The following is a 15,297-nucleotide window of genomic DNA, read 5'->3' as shown; positions in this document are numbered from 1 at the left end:
CATAGCGCTAGAACGCCGTTACATGGATGGAGGCTTTGAATGTTTTTGACCGGCCACCAGGCGCAATCACAATCTCCTCCCGTCGCTCGGAAGGAGATTCCCCTAGCCTTCATGATCTCAGGTTGCAGGAAAGGCTTGCGTAAGACCACTTCACATGGTCCAGTTCTTTAAGGCCTCTTGGTCGCAGCAGACCGTCAGACCTTGGTCTGATGGTTTTCAGCCCAAGGTTGATGTGATCTTGCGTAATTCGAATTCGCGAGTTAAATTGCTGAAATAATTGTATAATTGAAGCAGAATATTCGCGCCTGAATCTTGTCTGAGATCAAATCCGGGATCCTTTTCTATCTCTGATGAGTGCGAATTCCATGAGGTTTGTGCATAGAACATCAGCAGGTTTGGACATGAGATATTCGCCGTTTGACGACACTGGTGACGACGCGAAATCGCACGGTCGATTGCCTGGAAAATGGAGATCATCCTGGCGAGGTTTGACAGACTGGTTCCGGGATCTGCACCTTTCGACACAATTCATGATCCTGATGTCACCGATCGTGATCGTGTTGATGTCGTGCCTCACATTCTGGGCTGCAGATCGGGTTGAACGTGCCATGCTCGAGGGAGCTGGCGGGGTTGGAGCTCTCTATCTGGAGACCTTTGTTTCTCCCCTTATCGAGGAAGCGGATCTCCGCAGTGATACGATTAGCCCTGTGCTGATTTCGCGCCTTGAGAACCTGCTCGGCACAGGACCTATCGGTCAGCATGTTCGCACGATCAAGCTTTGGCGGGCCGATGGCAGCATATTCTATGCGACCAACAATCAGAAAATCGACAATCCGACAGTTTTCGATGAGTTGAAATCGGCTTTGTCAGGTGAGATCGTTGTCTCCCGTACGGAAGTGGACAAACACGTTTATACCGGGGAGGAAAAGCAGAACCTTCTGCTCGAAGTCTATGCGCCCCTCATTCGTGACAGGAATGGCAAGGTCATTCTCGTTGGAGAATTCTACGAAGAACCGAATTATCTGATCGCTGAACTTCGCTCTGCCCGGCGCGGAACATTCCTGATTGTTGCCGGCATCACTTTGCCAATGCTCGGGTTATTGTATCTCATGGCATTGGCAGCGAGCCGGCTTATTGTCCGTCAAAAGCGCGCGATCGAAACGAACCTTCTCAATGCTCTGGATTTGTGGGAACAAAACGACAAGCTGAGGAAAGCCGCAGACTATGCCCGGCTCGAAGCCGGCAAGCTGAACGAGAAGATCCTCGACCAGATTGGCAACGATCTGCATGACGGCCCGGTGCAGGTTCTGACCCTTATCAGTCTTCGACTGAGCGATATGATCGCAGAGCAGCGCGCCAGCGGTACAAAGGTCAACTCTGATCTTGAAAAGCTGTTGAACTTTGTCTCAGGCGTCCTTGGGGATCTCCGCAAGATTTCCGCTGGTCTCTCATTGCCTGAACTGGATGAACTCAGCTTGAGTGAAACCATAAAGTTGGCCGTCGCGCGATACAGGGACCTTACGGCGTTTCCCGTTGAAATGGACGGCCTGATACCGCACGAGATGTACAAACCGCACCTGAATGTCTGCGTCTATCGATTTATTCAGGAAGGGTTGATGAACGCGTTTCGACATGCGGCTAATAATCGGCAGAAGGTCCGCTACCGAATTCACGATGACAAGCTCATCATCGTTGTGGCTGACCTGGGAGAGCGTGTCGTGCGCTCGGATCAGAAGGCGGCCGCAAGAGTAAAACTTGGTTTGACCAGCCAGAAACGGCGTGTGAGGTCGTTTGGTGGGAAAATGCGCATATTCCGACGCGCGTCCGGAACCATCGTTGTAGCGGTTTTGCCCATCCATCAATTCTCAGCCCATACAGTGATCTGACGTTGTTTGACGCTCGATCAGCGAGAATTGTTACTGTCGTTCTAATTGAAGAGATCGCGTGGCCCGCCAATTTTTTGTGCGGCAAGAACTGCCTCGACCCGATTGCGCACGTCAAGCTTCTGCATGAGTATGGTCATATAATGCTTGACCGTCTTTTCGCTGATATCAAGATTTCTGGCTATTTCGCGATTTGTATGCCCTCTCATGAGATGTGAGACGATCTGTTCTTCGCGAACGCTCAAGCGTTTGTGCTGTATTGCTTTTTGTCGTGCCTCTGCCGCCTTCATCGACATGATGACCTTGGTCGCGAAGCCCGGCGTCATGTATGTCTCGCCATTGTGCGCTGCGATAATTGCATCGTGGAGGTCGGTCGAACTGCTTCCTTTGAGAACGTAACCGGAAACGCCGCAATTGAGCGCCTTGATCGCTGTCTCGATACTGGAGGTCGCGGTGAAGATCACGACCTTGGTTCCCGGCATCGTCTGGATGATCACCTCTATCGCCGCCATCGAGTCGCCAGGCATGCTGAGATCAACGACGATAACGTCAGGTGATAGCTGTTCAGTGATCTTGATTGCATCAACAGCGTTGTGGCCCTCGCCAACAATCTTCAGATCTTTTTTGTTCGAGTAAAGACTTACAAGCCCTTCAAGAAGAATAGGATGATCGTCAACAAACGCGACGGATACAGGTACGCTAACAGGTGATGACATAGATCCCGCCTCACACTTAATTGAACTGAAAATTTACCACACTAGAATCAATATAAACAACTCGCTATAAATGAAGGTATTGACCTGAAAATTGGGCTAAAGGATTAACCCTTTCGTATTACTTGATAGCATTGCAGTGGAGATTTCATCTCAGAGGACTCCCGCGTTACCTTATGATGGGGCCGATTCGGGTCGGTTTGAGTGCGGCAATTGATTGGAACGCTGCGTTTTCGATTCCTGTGAGGTACGTCTTCGCCCGTTGGCGGGGGGGAAGGCAGGCGGTGTCTCGCAAGATTGAATGTCACTATGTCCAGCAGAGCGAGCGCGGATTTCCGTCGTCAAGTGGCCGTATAAGTCCCATTAGCGTCCACTGCCTGCGAATGACCGCGAACCGTTGTGCTGTCAATTCTATGCTGCCAGTCGCCGGTCAAGCCCAACTCGACCGGCGTCTCTAACAGAGCGTCCTATATGCCTTGTTCAACCCCCCGGCCGAAACGAACATATATTGAAGTCCATTTACCGTATCGCTCATGCATATCGCGCCATGGACAGCCAACGCGCAAGACGTGAAGCATCCCGTTCAAAAAGCGACGGTTGTCATGCGATGGGCGGGATTTGCGGCCCCGCTCCCTAAGCTGCAACGGTTCAATGCTCCGCCAACCTGCATCACTCAAAACGGCGCGTTGTAGCCTGCCCCGTCACCTTATCCCAGTGTTCGTCTGCCCGCCGTTCGAAGGTTGCGGAATCGCGTGCATCGCTCTGGTAGAACGCCCCACGCGGCACATCCGGTGCGTAGACCTGATCGCTCCAGCCCCGGACATCGTCGTGCGGAAAGGCATATCCGACATGGCCGAGCGCCGTGGCGCCCTTGTAATGTGCATCGCGCAGATGCATCGGAACCGTCGATGGCGCCTCGTTTGCCACATGCGCCAGCGCCAGAGAAATGCCGCGGCAGGCCGAGTTCGACTTCGGCGCGCGTGCGACATGAAGGGCGGCGTGGGCCAGTACGATCTGCGCCTCGGGATAACCGATTTTCTCGACCGCATGGAGTGCCGCAACGGCTGTCTGAAGCGCGGTGTTGTCCGCCAGGCCGACATCCTCCGACGCGTGAATCATGATACGGCGCGCGATATAGCGTGGGTCTTCACCACCGTGGATCAGCCGCGCCAGCCAGTAAAGCGTCGCATCCGGATCGGAGCCGCGCATGGATTTCACGAATGCCGACACGACATCGTAATGGGCATCGCCGGATCGGTCGTGGTTGATCGGCGCTGCCGAATAGGCCTCGTCGACCATTGTTTCCGTGATTACCACCGGCTTGCCCGAAGCATGACCGACGGCGAGACTTTCCAGCACCGTCAGGGCGCGCCGGGCGTCCCCGCCGGAACGCCCGGCGATACGCCGCAGGAGTTCGGGCGCGAGTTCCACGACGATACTCCGGCTGGCGAGATGAGCAATACCGCGACGCAACACCTCTTCCATCTCCTCGATGGCCAGCGGTTCCAGCTTCAAGATGGTCGACCGGGAGATGAGAGCGGGTGTCAGCGTATGATATGGGTTCCCGGTCGTCGCGCCGATGAAATCCGCGATCCCTTCCTCGCACAGCGCCAGGAGGTGGTCCTGCTGTGTTGCGCTGAAACGATGCACCTCATCGGCAAACAGAAGCGTGGGGCGCATGCGAGCCTCGTCCGCGATCTTGCGGATATCGGCCACATTGTTGTGTGCCGCATGCAGCGGCCTGAAATTCTTGCCGAGCATGTTGCCGATCGCACGGGCAATAGAGGTCTTTCCGAGGCCGGGCGGACCGTAGAGAATAATGCTGCCTAGCCTTCCGGCGGCTATACGCCGGCGCAGCATCGTTCCTTCACCGAGAATTTTCTCCTGGCCGATGACATCGTCAAGCGTCGCAGGACGCAGTTCCGCGGCAAGCGGCATGGAACCGGTGCGGGGTGCGGCGTCGAAAAGATCGGTCATATCAGCCTCGTTGAAAAGGTTTCCATTCAGGCCGCCGCATCTGCGCTGCCGCCCAACCGGCTAGCGCTGATCTAGCGGTTTGGAAAGTCAGGGTCAAACCGCAGCCAGGCGTTCAACTGCTGGGGAGCGGCAGCACGCCTTTATGCTTATCCGGCGGTGTTTGGATAGAGAATGGAATCGCTGCTGATCTGGCTTGAACGGATCGCTGTGGGCTTAATGTTGCTGGCGCATCGAATAGAGAAACAGTGGCCCGCCGATGATCGTTGCCGTGACGGTGGCAAGCGCGCTGTAAGGATGATGGCGCCGCAGACGCGTGACACGCGCAATCCCGGAACACGGGCGTTATCCGCGCCAAGTGACCGAATCTCGAGAGGGCGATTGAAGAACGGCACCATGAGCACGTCCAAAATCGCTGCGCGTGCGGCAAGAATGGCCTGATCCCATGTTTCCGGATGCTTCATAACGTATCGAACGGCTTTCCAGCCATTGGCGCGGTTTTGGTGAATAGCAGATCCTGATCCTGCCATTGTTCTTCGAAGCTTGCGATGGAGCGTGCGCTCATCTCGGGATCGAGTGCCCCCAATTCGGCCGATATCGCTTCCACCAGGCTGATGCCCGGAATGATCGTTGTATAGAAGGACGTGCTTTCCGCTGGCGCCAACAGAAGGTAGTCGCCGTTTTCCGCCAGCGCATCCACGGCCGCATCGGTGATGATACAGGTCGTTGCACCCCGCGCCTTGGCCTGGCGTGCGGCTCTTATGGCGGAATTATAGAGCCGCCAGAAGGTCACAATGACGACAACATCCCCTTCTTTCACGTCCCCCAACGCATTTGCGATCATGACACCGTCTGTCGCCAGTTCCATTCGATAACCGCAGAGGGTCGCGTGATGCGCGAGAATATTTGCGATCGATGCAAAACTGCCCGACCCCAGCACGATACGGCGCTTCCCGCCTGCAATAACCTTTGCAACGTCGCGAACGGATTGCCTGTCAGTGCGCCTGCGCAATGCCGTCAACTGTTCAATCTGGCGGTTGAGTGCTGCGTCGAACGGACGGTCGGCGCCGGTTTCCTGCTGGTGGACGACGCTGACTTCAGGCGCTGACAGCTTGCTCATGAAGCGGGTTCGAATTTCCTGTCGCAAATCCGGCCACCCGGAGAAACCAAGGCTTTGCGCCGTCCGTGTGATGGTTGCGACGTTGACTTCAGCCTTTTGCGCAAGATCGGCCGCGGACGCAAAAGAGGCATGTCGGGGATCATTGATCACAGCTTGCACCACCTCATGGGCGGCCGGTGTCAGGGAATGTTTCTCGTCAAGGTTGCGCAACCAGTCCTCAAGGGACTCCGCAAAAGTGTCTGCAGTGTTTTTTGCGTATTGCATTATCTATTCATCCCGTGCAAAAAATATTGCGCGACAAAACAGCGCGCCTGCGATCCGCAACACGTGCGGGACGCGGTCATACCATATATCGGGGACCGAAAATGTATAATACTGCTGCAAGACTTGAGAGGCTGCCAGTCGGGCGCTTCCAATACAAGCTGCTGATGATGGGCGGCCTTGGCTACATGTTCGAAGCCTGGGACGCAGGCATAATCGCCTTCCTGCTTCCGGCCCTGCGTGCGCAGTGGCAGCTGACCAGCCTTCAGGTGGGCTATCTGGCAAGCAGTACCTATGTCGGCTTTCTGATCGGCGCCCTGATTGCTGGCGCGATCGGTGATCGTTATGGCCGCAAGAACGTCATGCTCTGGGCCCTGGTCCTCTTTTGCCTGGCAAGCCTTGCAGGCGCAGCCGTCAACGACTGGCACCAGTTCTTTGCGCTCCGTGTCATCGGCGGCATCGGTATGGGCGCGGAAGCTGCCATCATTGCGCCGTTTCTTTCAGAATTCGTCGGCGCGAAATATCGCGGACGGTTTACCGCGTCGCTTGCCGCGTTCTTCTCGTTCGGTTTTGTGATTTCGGCGGTCCTTGGTTATCTGCTGGTGCCGACCTCGGATGACGGCTGGCGTTATGCGCTGATCGTAACCTCCATGCCGGTCATGATCGTCCTTTGGTGGCGGCGTGGTCTGACGGAATCGCCGCGTTGGCTGGAAAGCCAGGGCCGTCATGAGGAAGCAAACGAAATCGTCACGGCAATCGAAAAGGATTACACCGAGCGTGGCGTCGCGCTGCCGCCGGTCGTTCCCGCACCACAGGTCGCTTCGACCCCCAACACATCGTTGATGGCAAACTTCAAGACGCTGCTGTCGCCCCGGTTCCTGCGGATCACCATCATGACCTGGCTGCTCTGGGTATCGGTCACATTCAGCATTTATGCCTTCATGACCTGGATTCCGAGCCTCCTCGTCGAGCGCGGCATGACGATGACCAAAAGCTTCTCCTTCTCGATTCTGATCTATGCCGCGCAGATTCCCGGCTATTTCACCGCAGCATGGCTGTGCGAAAAGATCGGCCGCCCTTACACGATCGTTCTTTACATGGCGCTCGCCGCTGTCTCGGCCCTCTCGCTGGCCTTCGCCACGGGTGACACGCAGGTCATCGCACTCGCCATGACGCTCTCGTTCTTTATCAACGGTGTCGCCGCGGGCGAATATGCCTATACACCTGAAGTGTTTCCGACCCGGATCCGGGCGACCGGTGTCGGCACGGCTTCCGCAATCGGCCGCATCGGCGGTATCGCTGCCCCGATCCTTGTCGGCGCGGTCTACCCGATTGGCGGATTTGCCGGTGTGTTCGGCATGACCACCGTCATTCTTTTCGTGGGCGCTCTATCGGTTCTCATTCTCGGCATTCCGACAAAGAACCGCTCGCTGGAAGAAATCGAGGCGGAAGAATTCGCCGCAAGTTCGAAATGAAGCGGACTTTTCCGATCGCGGTTTAAGGGAGCGGCTAAGGCCGCTCCCGCCATTACAAAGGATATCTGTGATGCAAACTGAAATGCGCCTTTACGAGGCGATGATGAAGCCGAACCAGCCAGAGCCTTTTTTCCAGGCCCTTGATGCTTTGCTCCAGCAAGAAGTCGGCCATATTCTTTTCACCCTGCTTGCGGTTGACGGTGGCGAAGTCGTGCGCATCTATTCTTCGGATATGGACCATTATCCGGTTTCCGGTCGCAAGCCGATGACAGATACGCCTTGGGGGCGTCACGTCATCGGCGAACAGAAAAGCTTTCTCGCCAGGGACATGGATGGCCTGAAATGGGCTTTTTTCGATCATGAACTGATCGCCAGTCTCGGTGGCGGCACCCAGATAAACGTCCCGGTCGTCTTCGATGGCAACTGCATCGGTACGATCAATCTCACCCATCGCGCAGGCAGTTACGACGACGCCCATGTGGCACGCGTCGAGGCACTCGCGCACTGGCTTGTCCCCTACTTCCTTCTGGCAAATCGCCCTTGAGGCGCCGCCGCCTTTCAAGCGCTCACAGAAATTCGAATGAAAGCCTATATGATGACTACAGTTCTCCTGAAAAATGCACGCGTGGTCGACGGATCGCAGGACAAACCAACGGATCCGGTGGATATCCTCATCCGCAACGATTTGATCGTCGAAGTTCGCAGCGGCGTGACCGAACAGGCTGATACGGTGATCGACCTTGCCGGCAAGACGGTGATGCCTGGCCTGATCGATGGTCATGTCCATGTCATCGCCACTAAACTCGATCTCGGCGCCAATGCGGATCTGCCGAATTCGCTGGTGGCCCTACGCTCCGCCAACATCATGAAGGCCATGCTGATGCGTGGCTTTACCACGGTTCGCGATCTCGGTGGTGCCGACCATGGTCTTGTGGAGGCATTGGAAGAAGGAACGATCATCGGACCGCGGCTAATCATCTGTGGCAAGGCACTGTCACAGACGGGCGGGCACACCGATTACCGCGGCCGCTTCAATCGCCGGTCGGTCGAGCATTATCCCGACCAGCTCGGTGCGCTGGGCCGTATCTGTGATGGTGTTGCAGAAGTTCGTCGCGCTTCTCGCGAAGAGATCAAGGCTGGCGCGCAATTCATCAAGCTCATGGCCAACGGCGGTGTATCTTCGCCAACCGATCCCATCGCCAATCTCGGTTTCTCACGGGAAGAACTGCTGGCCGCCGTTGAAGAAGCGGAAAACGCCCAGACCTATGTCGCTGCCCATCTTTATACGGATGCTGCCATTCGCCGCGCCATCGAATGCGGCGTGAAGTCGATCGAACACGGCAATCTGATAACGCCCGAAACGGCGAAACTGGCCAAGGAACGCGGCGCTTTCGTGGTTCCGACCAATATTGTCTATGACCGCCTGGCAAAGGATGGTGCATCGCTTGGTCTGCCGCCCGTTTCCGTAGCCAAGATTGAAGATGTTCGCAGCGCCGGTTTCAACGCCCTCAAGGTTCTCCATGAGGCAGGTGTGACGATGATCTACGGCACCGATCTTTTGGGCGAGATGCACGAACACCAGTCGGAGGAATTCGTTCTGCGCGGCGAACATCTGCCAGCGGCGGACGTCATTCGCTCCGCAACGCTGGATGCCGCAAAGGCACTTGGATATGAGGGCAAGCTTGGCACCGTTTCCGCTGGCGCGTTTGCCGACCTGATCGTGGTGGATGGCAATCCGCTGGAAGATCTATCGCTGCTGACAGGCCAGGGGCGCCATATGCCGTTCATTATCAAGGGCGGACAATTCGTCAAACAGCAGTAGCAGAATAAACCGCGTTGCATCGCTGCCCCCGAAGTCGGTTCGCCCCATGGGGCGGGCTGACAAATGTGACCGTCCTGCGGTGTCGCGCCTGGACCTTATCGAATGCGTTAAACATGGCGCGGAGCGCGCGCTGATCCATTGGCGTCTTTCAGCTCTTGAGCTGGTTTTCCCAGCACTGATTGAGGTGTTGCCCGGGATCACTCCGAAGGTGTTGGCATAACGGCTTACGGCTTGTGCGGAACGAGGACTGGTTACGCCTTCGTCGACATCGACATTTCCACGCCGCACCGTTTATGCCCTGACCCATACCGGCCGCGAGGCTTGCTGTATGCCGTAGCAGATTTGCACCCGGGCGCGCGCGCCATATGGGAGCTCTCTGATCGGGCGCGGCTTGGTGATTTTTCAACCGTCAGCATTGCGAATCAACTTTTGCTTGATACGATATTTGCGGTAACGTCAGACATAATGCGCATGAACTTGGGGGATGGACATGCGGAATCGTCAGTCTCGTTCAGAATTTCCGAATGTACCAAGGACTGTTTTAGGCGGAGCCGCCATTTTCAGCTGGACCGTCCAGGAAAACCGCTTTTGCGGCGATGAGACTTTTGCGGCAATATTTGGCATGGACAAGGTAGAGGTGGCTGCCGGATTGCCAATCGAGCAATATCTCCATTACGTCAATCCAGATGAGCGCGCCCGCGTATCCCGATCAATCCACCACTCACTGGTGACAAGCGACCCGTGTGCTCAAGATTACGAGATATGGCGGAAGAACGGTTCCAGACTTTGGGTAACAGCCGTGGCGCGGTGCTTCCGCGATGAAGCGGGAGAGCCTTCCGAATACATCGGTTACATGTATCCGCACCGACACGGTGCCGAAGATTGCGAATTTCTTAAACGCCATTATCTGGACCTTATCGACCTTGCCCAGATCTTCAGCGACAGCTTGCCAAGAGCTGATGTGCTCCGACTGGTGCTTGCCGCTGTGGACGAAATCTCGCCAGAAAGGCCTGATCGCATAATTCGGCACTGAACGTACGCGAGGTGGGCAAAGGCCGAAGATCCGAGTGCTTCCGCGGGCGCGCGGTTTGACCAGGAGCTGCCGGACATGCTGTTTCTTATGGCGTCGAATGGAAATGAGCGAAGAAACGGTGAAGCCTTTGCGAGGTTGTCCGGGTTTCCAACATTGGAAGACGCCGTGAGGGTGGCTAAGGTTAAAACGCAAGTCAAAATGACCCAGTCCGTCGATCTCAAGCGACCGACGTTAACGTACAGGCAGCTTGCCCAGAAATAGTTGAACCTGCCCGAAGGACTGAACGAGAACGTTCATGAAAAATGCAGGCGCTCATCTACACCGCCCTTCTCGCCGGGGCGGCAGGGGGATCTGACAGGTTCGCTGTTTTATGCTCACTCCCGTTGTCTGTTTTGTAACGGGCCGGGCAGACCAAGAGGTTTACTCAGCGTTTTCCGGCAGAGGCGATGGCATTTTCGGCGCCGCCATCGCGCTCAAGCTCTTCCACAAGAAGGGATAGCAGGCCGGGAAACCGGGCTTCGATGTCTTCACGGCGAAGCGAGGATGCTCGGCGGTTGCCGTAATCGATCTGGCTTATCAAGCCTGCTTCGCGCAGTATCTTGAAGTGATGTGTCAGTGAGGCTTTTGCAACCGGAAAGCCGAAGGACGCGCAGTTGCGCTCCGTGCAATCGGGAAGAGTTGCGAGAATGGCAATCACTGTTCGGCGCAGCGGATCGGAAAGTGTGGAGAACACGACACTGAGATCGATTTCGTCACGCGGAGGCTGAGGAAGAATGTCTGGCATAAGGCAAATTACGAGGATTGGCCGCTCGGTGCAAGCATAAGGTATAGGTTGACGCATACCTGCTTGTGGCGTAGGTATGGCTTACTCCATACCAAAGGTGAGCCATATGCCACAGCCCCAGCTTTTTACGCCGTTCAAGATCCGTAACCTCGAACTCGAAAACCGTATCACAATCGCACCGATGTGCACCTATTCAGCCGTAAATGGCTGCATGACGGACTGGCATCTCATCCATCTTGGACAACTGGCTCTCTCCGGTGCAGGCCTGCTGACGATCGAGGCGACTGCAGTCGTTCCCGAGGGTCGTATCAGCTACGCTGATGTCGGATTGTATGATGATGCAACCGAAGCTGCAATGCGCAGAACACTGGATGGCATCCGGAAGTGGTCGAAAATTCCGATTGCCATTCAGCTTGCCCATGCAGGGCGCAAGGCATCGTCCGATCTGCCATGGCGGGGTGGCGGGCAGATCGCTCCCGACCAAGAGAATGGATGGCAGACGGAGGCACCGTCACCGGTGCCATTCAAGTCGACTGACAATGCCCCGACCGAACTGACCCGTGAACGCATGGAGGCTATCCGCGATGCGTTTGCGGAGGCTGCCGTCCGTGCGGCGCGTCTCGGCATCGATGCCATCCAGCTTCATGCTGCGCACGGTTATCTGCTTCATTCCTTCCTGTCGCCGCTCTCGAACCAGCGAACGGACGAGTACGGTGGCAGCCTCGAAAACCGCATGCGGTTCCCGTTGGAGGTTTTCGATGCGGTACGAGCAGCTTTTCCGGCCGAAAAAACCGTTTCGGTACGCGTTTCGGCCACAGACTGGTACGATGGCGGCTGGAATCTGGAAGAGACGGTAGAGTTCGCGAAAGCTCTTGAGCTTCGCGGATGCGATGCCATCAACGTTTCGACTGGCGGTCTGCACGTCGAGCAGAACATTCCGGTGTCTCCGAGTTATCAGGTGCCGTTCGCGCGGGTCGTGAAGGCTGCCGTGAAGATACCGGTCGTCGCTGTTGGATTGATTACCGAGCCGTCTCAGGCAGAAGCGATCGTTGCGACGGGAGATGCGGATCTGATTGGGCTGGCCCGTACGATCCTCTACGATCCACGTTGGCCGTGGCATGCCGCAGCCGCTCTGGGCGGACAGGTTTCCGCTGCACCTCAATATCATCGCAGCCAGCCCTCGACTTTGAAGGCTCTGTTCAAGGCATGAGCGGAGTTGAAACTGCCGCGCTTGGTTGCGCAATGCGAATATGACTTGACCCGTTCGCTGATGCCGGTTTTGCGGTGTCTGGTGGAGGTCGATGCGGGTGCCATCGCTGCATCACGGGAGGCCCCCGCGATACAGCCTTGGGTATGCGACAAGACTGCACCACGACACGCCATCGGCTGTCTAGCGTTGGGATGCCTCGATAGTTTTTGAGCATCGGTGCGGAAAACGCAGGTTTTAAACCCGCTTCGAAAGCACATTCGAAGCGGGATCGTACGCCGTTGGTAAAGGAAACACGGCATCGCCAATCGCGGCATTTTTGCTTGTCACGCCGAACACCATCGCTGGGAACAGAACGGCTGTATTCGCGACACAGAAGTCTTCCAGCGGGGAGGATGTCCCAAAGCTGAATTCGAGGTGCCGCGTCCGATGATGCCGATAACCAGCGGTTTGGAATGCGCTTCACGGGCATTGGCGATGTTGCAGGCAAACGCACGGTCCCATGTCTGCTGGACCCGGACGGACCTGTCAAACTCCGGATCCATCGCCGTGACCGCTTTCCGGTCCGGCCGAGTTCTGTAAGGTCGCGGTAAGAGAATATAAGCCATGAAAGTGTGGTCACGACACCGGAAACCGCCATGCCAAGCTGAATCGCGCCGCTGCTGTCCTCAGAAACGATTTCAGTGGCTTGCTTAGAAGGTGGTTAATGATGGTCGACAGCGCGACAATGGAGAGCGTCTGACAAGAGCGCGGCTCTGCCATAGGCTGCCGCAGTTCTCGTCTGACGCTTCTGACGATTTTCGCCGTCCAACGGAGGGTTGGTCGCCGATTTCAGGCCTCGGCAGGCTCGCGAACCTCATCCATGAGGAAATGTACGATAACGTAGCGCGTCGTGTATTTCTGACCGCTATCGGACGTGCTTTCGACACTGCCACCGTCTGAGGGATGCCATTTCTGGTAATGAGGGTTGTTGGCGATCAGCGTAATCGCCTTGCCCGAAAATTTGCCGCTCAACCGGTAGCGAGCCTCAGCCAGATCCCAGATCTTCTCGAAATCCTGCTGGGTGATGCGCACTTTCAACGCCTTTTTGGATATCGCCTTGCCAGGCGAACCGTCGTCATGCGCCACCGGCGGAATGTCCAGCTCAACCTCTTCCGCGCCGTCCAGCAGAAAAGCAAATTCGTTTGGCCACATCCGTTTCACGTATCGCTCCTCCCAAAGCTTAACGTCCTGTAGAGCGCTGATACTAACGGCTTTGCCGCGATAGGCAATGGCGGATGTAAACCTTACCGGTCGCCGCGATCGTGATGCGCCGTCCAATCCTTCTTGTAGCTTAAGATGGAGACTTCGCCTCCATTCGCTCTCTGGCACGCCGTTCGACATATGCCCGTTCATCGAGCGTTGAACAGACAAGTGCAAAAAATATAGCGATGACCGCCCCAACCATCGTGTCGAAAATCCGTTCCGCTGCTAGTTCGACACCTGCCCGACCGCCCGATAAAAAATATGTCGTCAACAGAGCCATCACGGTCACGAATATCTGCGTGAAGGCATAGTTCAGCCCAATGAGGATTTCGGCCGCAATCTGTGAGGCCGCAAGTAAGATAACGACAACCCATAAAGACGGTTGCTGATGGAGCAATCCCCACACTATGGCGGCACCTATCAATGTTCCAGCCATACGCTGCGTTGCACGATGCATGGTGATATGAAGGTGCATACCCTGCATGACAGCGACCACGCCCAAGGCGGCCCAGGCTGGATGTGCCGCTTGCGCCCAGTATGCCGCAAGAGAAGCGGCAAGTGCGGTAATGGCTATCCGGGATGCTGCGATCAACAAAGAGCGACGTGCTGGCCGTTCCATGGCTTGGACAGGAGGTATGGACTGAAGTGCTTTTCGGCAAAGTCCATCGGTCGAGATACACAGGATGATAGAAAACGCCGCACCTGCAAAAACCGCGATCCCGCGATCCAGAACGATCGGCAGGGAATCTATCGAGCCGACCGAGGCGCCGGCGGCAAAAACGAAAATCAACGCCCCGGGCGGACCGAAGCCGCCCCGCATTGTTGCCGCGAAAAAGATTCCGCATAACAGGGCCAAGACAACAAGCTGCCATTCAACCGGTAGTGTGTAGCCCGCAATAGACATGACGACCACGCCCAAACACTGGCACGCGGTGCATTGCAACAGAGTATTCAGCCGTGCTGCCCCAACGGAAAAGCGCCCGAAAAGAGCGATCATTGTGCCCAGGACTGTAAAGCCCGTCATTTCCGGCCAGGGGGAAGATGAGGTCAGGACGATTGCGACGACCGCAGCCATCGCTGCTTGCCCTCCGATAACAAGGCCTAGCCAAGGGAAAGCGTGTGCATTTATCTGCAGACTGTCCCGCAGATGGTGGGCCGATAACATTCGTTGCGCGGCGACCCAGTGTGAAACGCGTTCCGTTTCTGGTTCACGCATACTACCCATCTTGAATGCCGTGCATGACTTTGAGACGTCTATCGATCTTGAGCAGGCACTTGGAGAGAGAGGCTATCTCCAGATCCGATAGATCTTGCAGCATCTCGGCTTCTGTCTGATTCAGGCTGCGGCGAACTTCATGCAGTTGCGTTATGCCCTGGGATGTCAGATGGATACGACGGGTCCTGCCATCATTGTCGTCTGGCCGCCGTTCAATCAGTTGCTGTCTCGTCAAAATATCGAGCAGGCGCACGAGGCTCGCTCCTTCTATTCCAACGCGCTTGGCCAGCTCTTTCTGAGTTACCCCACCGCCGCAATCCTCGAGATGAACAAGCGGCATCCACGTTGCATCCGTCAGCCCCGCTGCCGCGAGACCAGCCTCTAGAGAACGTCGCCAGCGGCGTGCGATAATGGAAAAACTTGTTCCGAGATGAGATCTCTGTGTCGGCTCATATGTCATAGATACGCGGCTACAATAAGTTAGATTGCAATTCAAACTATTTTTCGTGGAAGCTGAATCTGGTCGGCATTGCGTTAGGGGAGTTACCAGGCTGATGGCTATGC

The 15,297-nt window shown here is 56.1% G+C and carries 15 protein-coding genes; 7 read left to right on the top strand and 8 right to left on the bottom strand.

What is annotated here, in order from left to right; all coding sequences use genetic code 11:
- The first annotated feature begins 350 nt into the window (after positions 1 to 350).
- Entirely contained in the window at positions 351 to 1,886 is a 1,536-nt protein-coding gene (locus N7578_RS01860; RefSeq protein ID WP_311108616.1) for a histidine kinase, read from the top strand.
- Positions 1,887 to 1,927: 41 nt separating this feature from the next.
- On the opposite strand, the gene N7578_RS01855 is transcribed toward N7578_RS01860, so the two are convergent.
- The 3 genes from N7578_RS01855 to N7578_RS01845 form a co-directional block, all read right to left on the bottom strand.
- The gene (locus tag N7578_RS01855) at positions 1,928 to 2,599 is read right to left on the bottom strand and encodes a response regulator transcription factor (protein WP_311108615.1); all 672 of its coding nucleotides are present in this window, start codon (positions 2,597 to 2,599) and stop codon (positions 1,928 to 1,930) included.
- Between the two features lie 464 nt (positions 2,600 to 3,063).
- The gene (locus tag N7578_RS01850) at positions 3,064 to 3,240 is read right to left on the bottom strand and encodes a transposase (RefSeq protein WP_311108614.1); all 177 of its coding nucleotides are present in this window, start codon (positions 3,238 to 3,240) and stop codon (positions 3,064 to 3,066) included.
- 25 nt (positions 3,241 to 3,265) lie between these two features.
- Complete coding sequence (locus tag N7578_RS01845) at positions 3,266 to 4,573, bottom strand: replication-associated recombination protein A (RefSeq protein WP_311108613.1); 1,308 nt, start codon at positions 4,571 to 4,573, stop codon at positions 3,266 to 3,268.
- A 171-nt stretch (positions 4,574 to 4,744) separates the two neighbouring features.
- Between N7578_RS01845 and N7578_RS01840 the strand changes: the two genes are divergently transcribed.
- Complete coding sequence (locus tag N7578_RS01840; protein WP_311108612.1) at positions 4,745 to 5,011, top strand: hypothetical protein; 267 nt, start codon at positions 4,745 to 4,747, stop codon at positions 5,009 to 5,011.
- 19 nt (positions 5,012 to 5,030) lie between these two features.
- Here N7578_RS01840 and N7578_RS01835 read toward each other — a convergent pair whose 3' ends face one another.
- Positions 5,031 to 5,954, bottom strand: coding sequence for a MurR/RpiR family transcriptional regulator (locus N7578_RS01835; RefSeq protein WP_311108611.1), 924 nt, complete (start codon positions 5,952 to 5,954; stop codon positions 5,031 to 5,033).
- A 101-nt stretch (positions 5,955 to 6,055) separates the two neighbouring features.
- On the opposite strand from N7578_RS01835, the gene N7578_RS01830 reads away from it, so the two are divergent.
- The 4 genes from N7578_RS01830 to N7578_RS01815 all read left to right on the top strand — a co-directional run bounded on the left by N7578_RS01830 (position 6,056) and on the right by N7578_RS01815 (position 10,281).
- The gene (locus tag N7578_RS01830) at positions 6,056 to 7,426 is read left to right on the top strand and encodes an MFS transporter (RefSeq protein ID WP_311108610.1); all 1,371 of its coding nucleotides are present in this window, start codon (positions 6,056 to 6,058) and stop codon (positions 7,424 to 7,426) included.
- Positions 7,427 to 7,496: 70 nt separating this feature from the next.
- Positions 7,497 to 7,970, top strand: coding sequence for a GAF domain-containing protein (locus N7578_RS01825; protein ID WP_311108609.1), 474 nt, complete (start codon positions 7,497 to 7,499; stop codon positions 7,968 to 7,970).
- Positions 7,971 to 8,021: 51 nt separating this feature from the next.
- Entirely contained in the window at positions 8,022 to 9,248 is a 1,227-nt protein-coding gene (locus tag N7578_RS01820) for an amidohydrolase family protein (protein WP_311110024.1), read from the top strand.
- 490 nt (positions 9,249 to 9,738) lie between these two features.
- Positions 9,739 to 10,281, top strand: coding sequence for a PAS domain-containing protein (locus N7578_RS01815; protein WP_311108608.1), 543 nt, complete (start codon positions 9,739 to 9,741; stop codon positions 10,279 to 10,281).
- A 424-nt stretch (positions 10,282 to 10,705) separates the two neighbouring features.
- Here the strand turns inward: N7578_RS01815 and N7578_RS01810 are convergent, their stop codons facing one another.
- Positions 10,706 to 11,065 (bottom strand): helix-turn-helix transcriptional regulator, encoded by a 360-nt coding sequence (locus N7578_RS01810; protein ID WP_311108607.1) that lies wholly within the window; start codon positions 11,063 to 11,065, stop codon positions 10,706 to 10,708.
- A gap of 106 nt (positions 11,066 to 11,171) precedes the next feature.
- Here N7578_RS01810 and N7578_RS01805 point away from each other — a divergent pair, with 106 nt between their 5' ends.
- Positions 11,172 to 12,275, top strand: coding sequence for an NADH:flavin oxidoreductase/NADH oxidase (locus N7578_RS01805; RefSeq protein WP_311108606.1), 1,104 nt, complete (start codon positions 11,172 to 11,174; stop codon positions 12,273 to 12,275).
- Positions 12,276 to 13,103: 828 nt separating this feature from the next.
- Here N7578_RS01805 and N7578_RS01795 read toward each other — a convergent pair.
- The 3 genes from N7578_RS01795 to N7578_RS01785 form a co-directional block, all read right to left on the bottom strand.
- A complete protein-coding gene (locus tag N7578_RS01795; RefSeq protein WP_311110023.1) occupies positions 13,104 to 13,466 on the bottom strand; it encodes a hypothetical protein in 363 nt (120 codons plus the stop codon).
- A gap of 139 nt (positions 13,467 to 13,605) precedes the next feature.
- Positions 13,606 to 14,592, bottom strand: coding sequence for an FUSC family protein (locus N7578_RS01790; RefSeq protein WP_311108604.1), 987 nt, complete (start codon positions 14,590 to 14,592; stop codon positions 13,606 to 13,608).
- A 142-nt stretch (positions 14,593 to 14,734) separates the two neighbouring features.
- Positions 14,735 to 15,193 (bottom strand): MarR family transcriptional regulator, encoded by a 459-nt coding sequence (locus N7578_RS01785; RefSeq protein ID WP_311108603.1) that lies wholly within the window; start codon positions 15,191 to 15,193, stop codon positions 14,735 to 14,737.
- Positions 15,194 to 15,297: the final 104 nt, after the last annotated feature.

The sequence above is a fragment of the Agrobacterium tumefaciens genome, assembly GCF_031801495.1.
GTDB lineage: Bacteria > Pseudomonadota > Alphaproteobacteria > Rhizobiales > Rhizobiaceae > Agrobacterium > Agrobacterium tumefaciens_K.
Note: the sequence above shows the minus strand (reverse complement) of the source record. Positions and strands in the feature narration are given on the sequence as shown.

Bases quoted from the DNA above. Each gene is read 5' to 3' on its own strand.
- N7578_RS01860 (WP_311108616.1), top strand. From the start codon at position 351: ATGAGTGCGAATTCCATGAGGTTTGTGCATAGAACATCAGCAGGTTTG.
- N7578_RS01855 (WP_311108615.1), bottom strand. From the start codon at position 2,599: ATGTCATCACCTGTTAGCGTACCTGTATCCGTCGCGTTTGTTGACGAT.
- N7578_RS01845 (WP_311108613.1), bottom strand. From the start codon at position 4,573: ATGACCGATCTTTTCGACGCCGCACCCCGCACCGGTTCCATGCCGCTT.
- N7578_RS01840 (WP_311108612.1), top strand. From the start codon at position 4,745: ATGGAATCGCTGCTGATCTGGCTTGAACGGATCGCTGTGGGCTTAATG.
- N7578_RS01835 (WP_311108611.1), bottom strand. From the start codon at position 5,954: ATGCAATACGCAAAAAACACTGCAGACACTTTTGCGGAGTCCCTTGAG.
- N7578_RS01830 (WP_311108610.1), top strand. From the start codon at position 6,056: ATGTATAATACTGCTGCAAGACTTGAGAGGCTGCCAGTCGGGCGCTTC.
- N7578_RS01825 (WP_311108609.1), top strand. From the start codon at position 7,497: ATGCAAACTGAAATGCGCCTTTACGAGGCGATGATGAAGCCGAACCAG.
- N7578_RS01820 (WP_311110024.1), top strand. From the start codon at position 8,022: ATGACTACAGTTCTCCTGAAAAATGCACGCGTGGTCGACGGATCGCAG.
- N7578_RS01815 (WP_311108608.1), top strand. From the start codon at position 9,739: ATGCGGAATCGTCAGTCTCGTTCAGAATTTCCGAATGTACCAAGGACT.
- N7578_RS01810 (WP_311108607.1), bottom strand. From the start codon at position 11,065: ATGCCAGACATTCTTCCTCAGCCTCCGCGTGACGAAATCGATCTCAGT.
- N7578_RS01805 (WP_311108606.1), top strand. From the start codon at position 11,172: ATGCCACAGCCCCAGCTTTTTACGCCGTTCAAGATCCGTAACCTCGAA.
- N7578_RS01795 (WP_311110023.1), bottom strand. From the start codon at position 13,466: ATGTGGCCAAACGAATTTGCTTTTCTGCTGGACGGCGCGGAAGAGGTT.
- N7578_RS01790 (WP_311108604.1), bottom strand. From the start codon at position 14,592: ATGGCTGCGGTCGTCGCAATCGTCCTGACCTCATCTTCCCCCTGGCCG.
- N7578_RS01785 (WP_311108603.1), bottom strand. From the start codon at position 15,193: ATGACATATGAGCCGACACAGAGATCTCATCTCGGAACAAGTTTTTCC.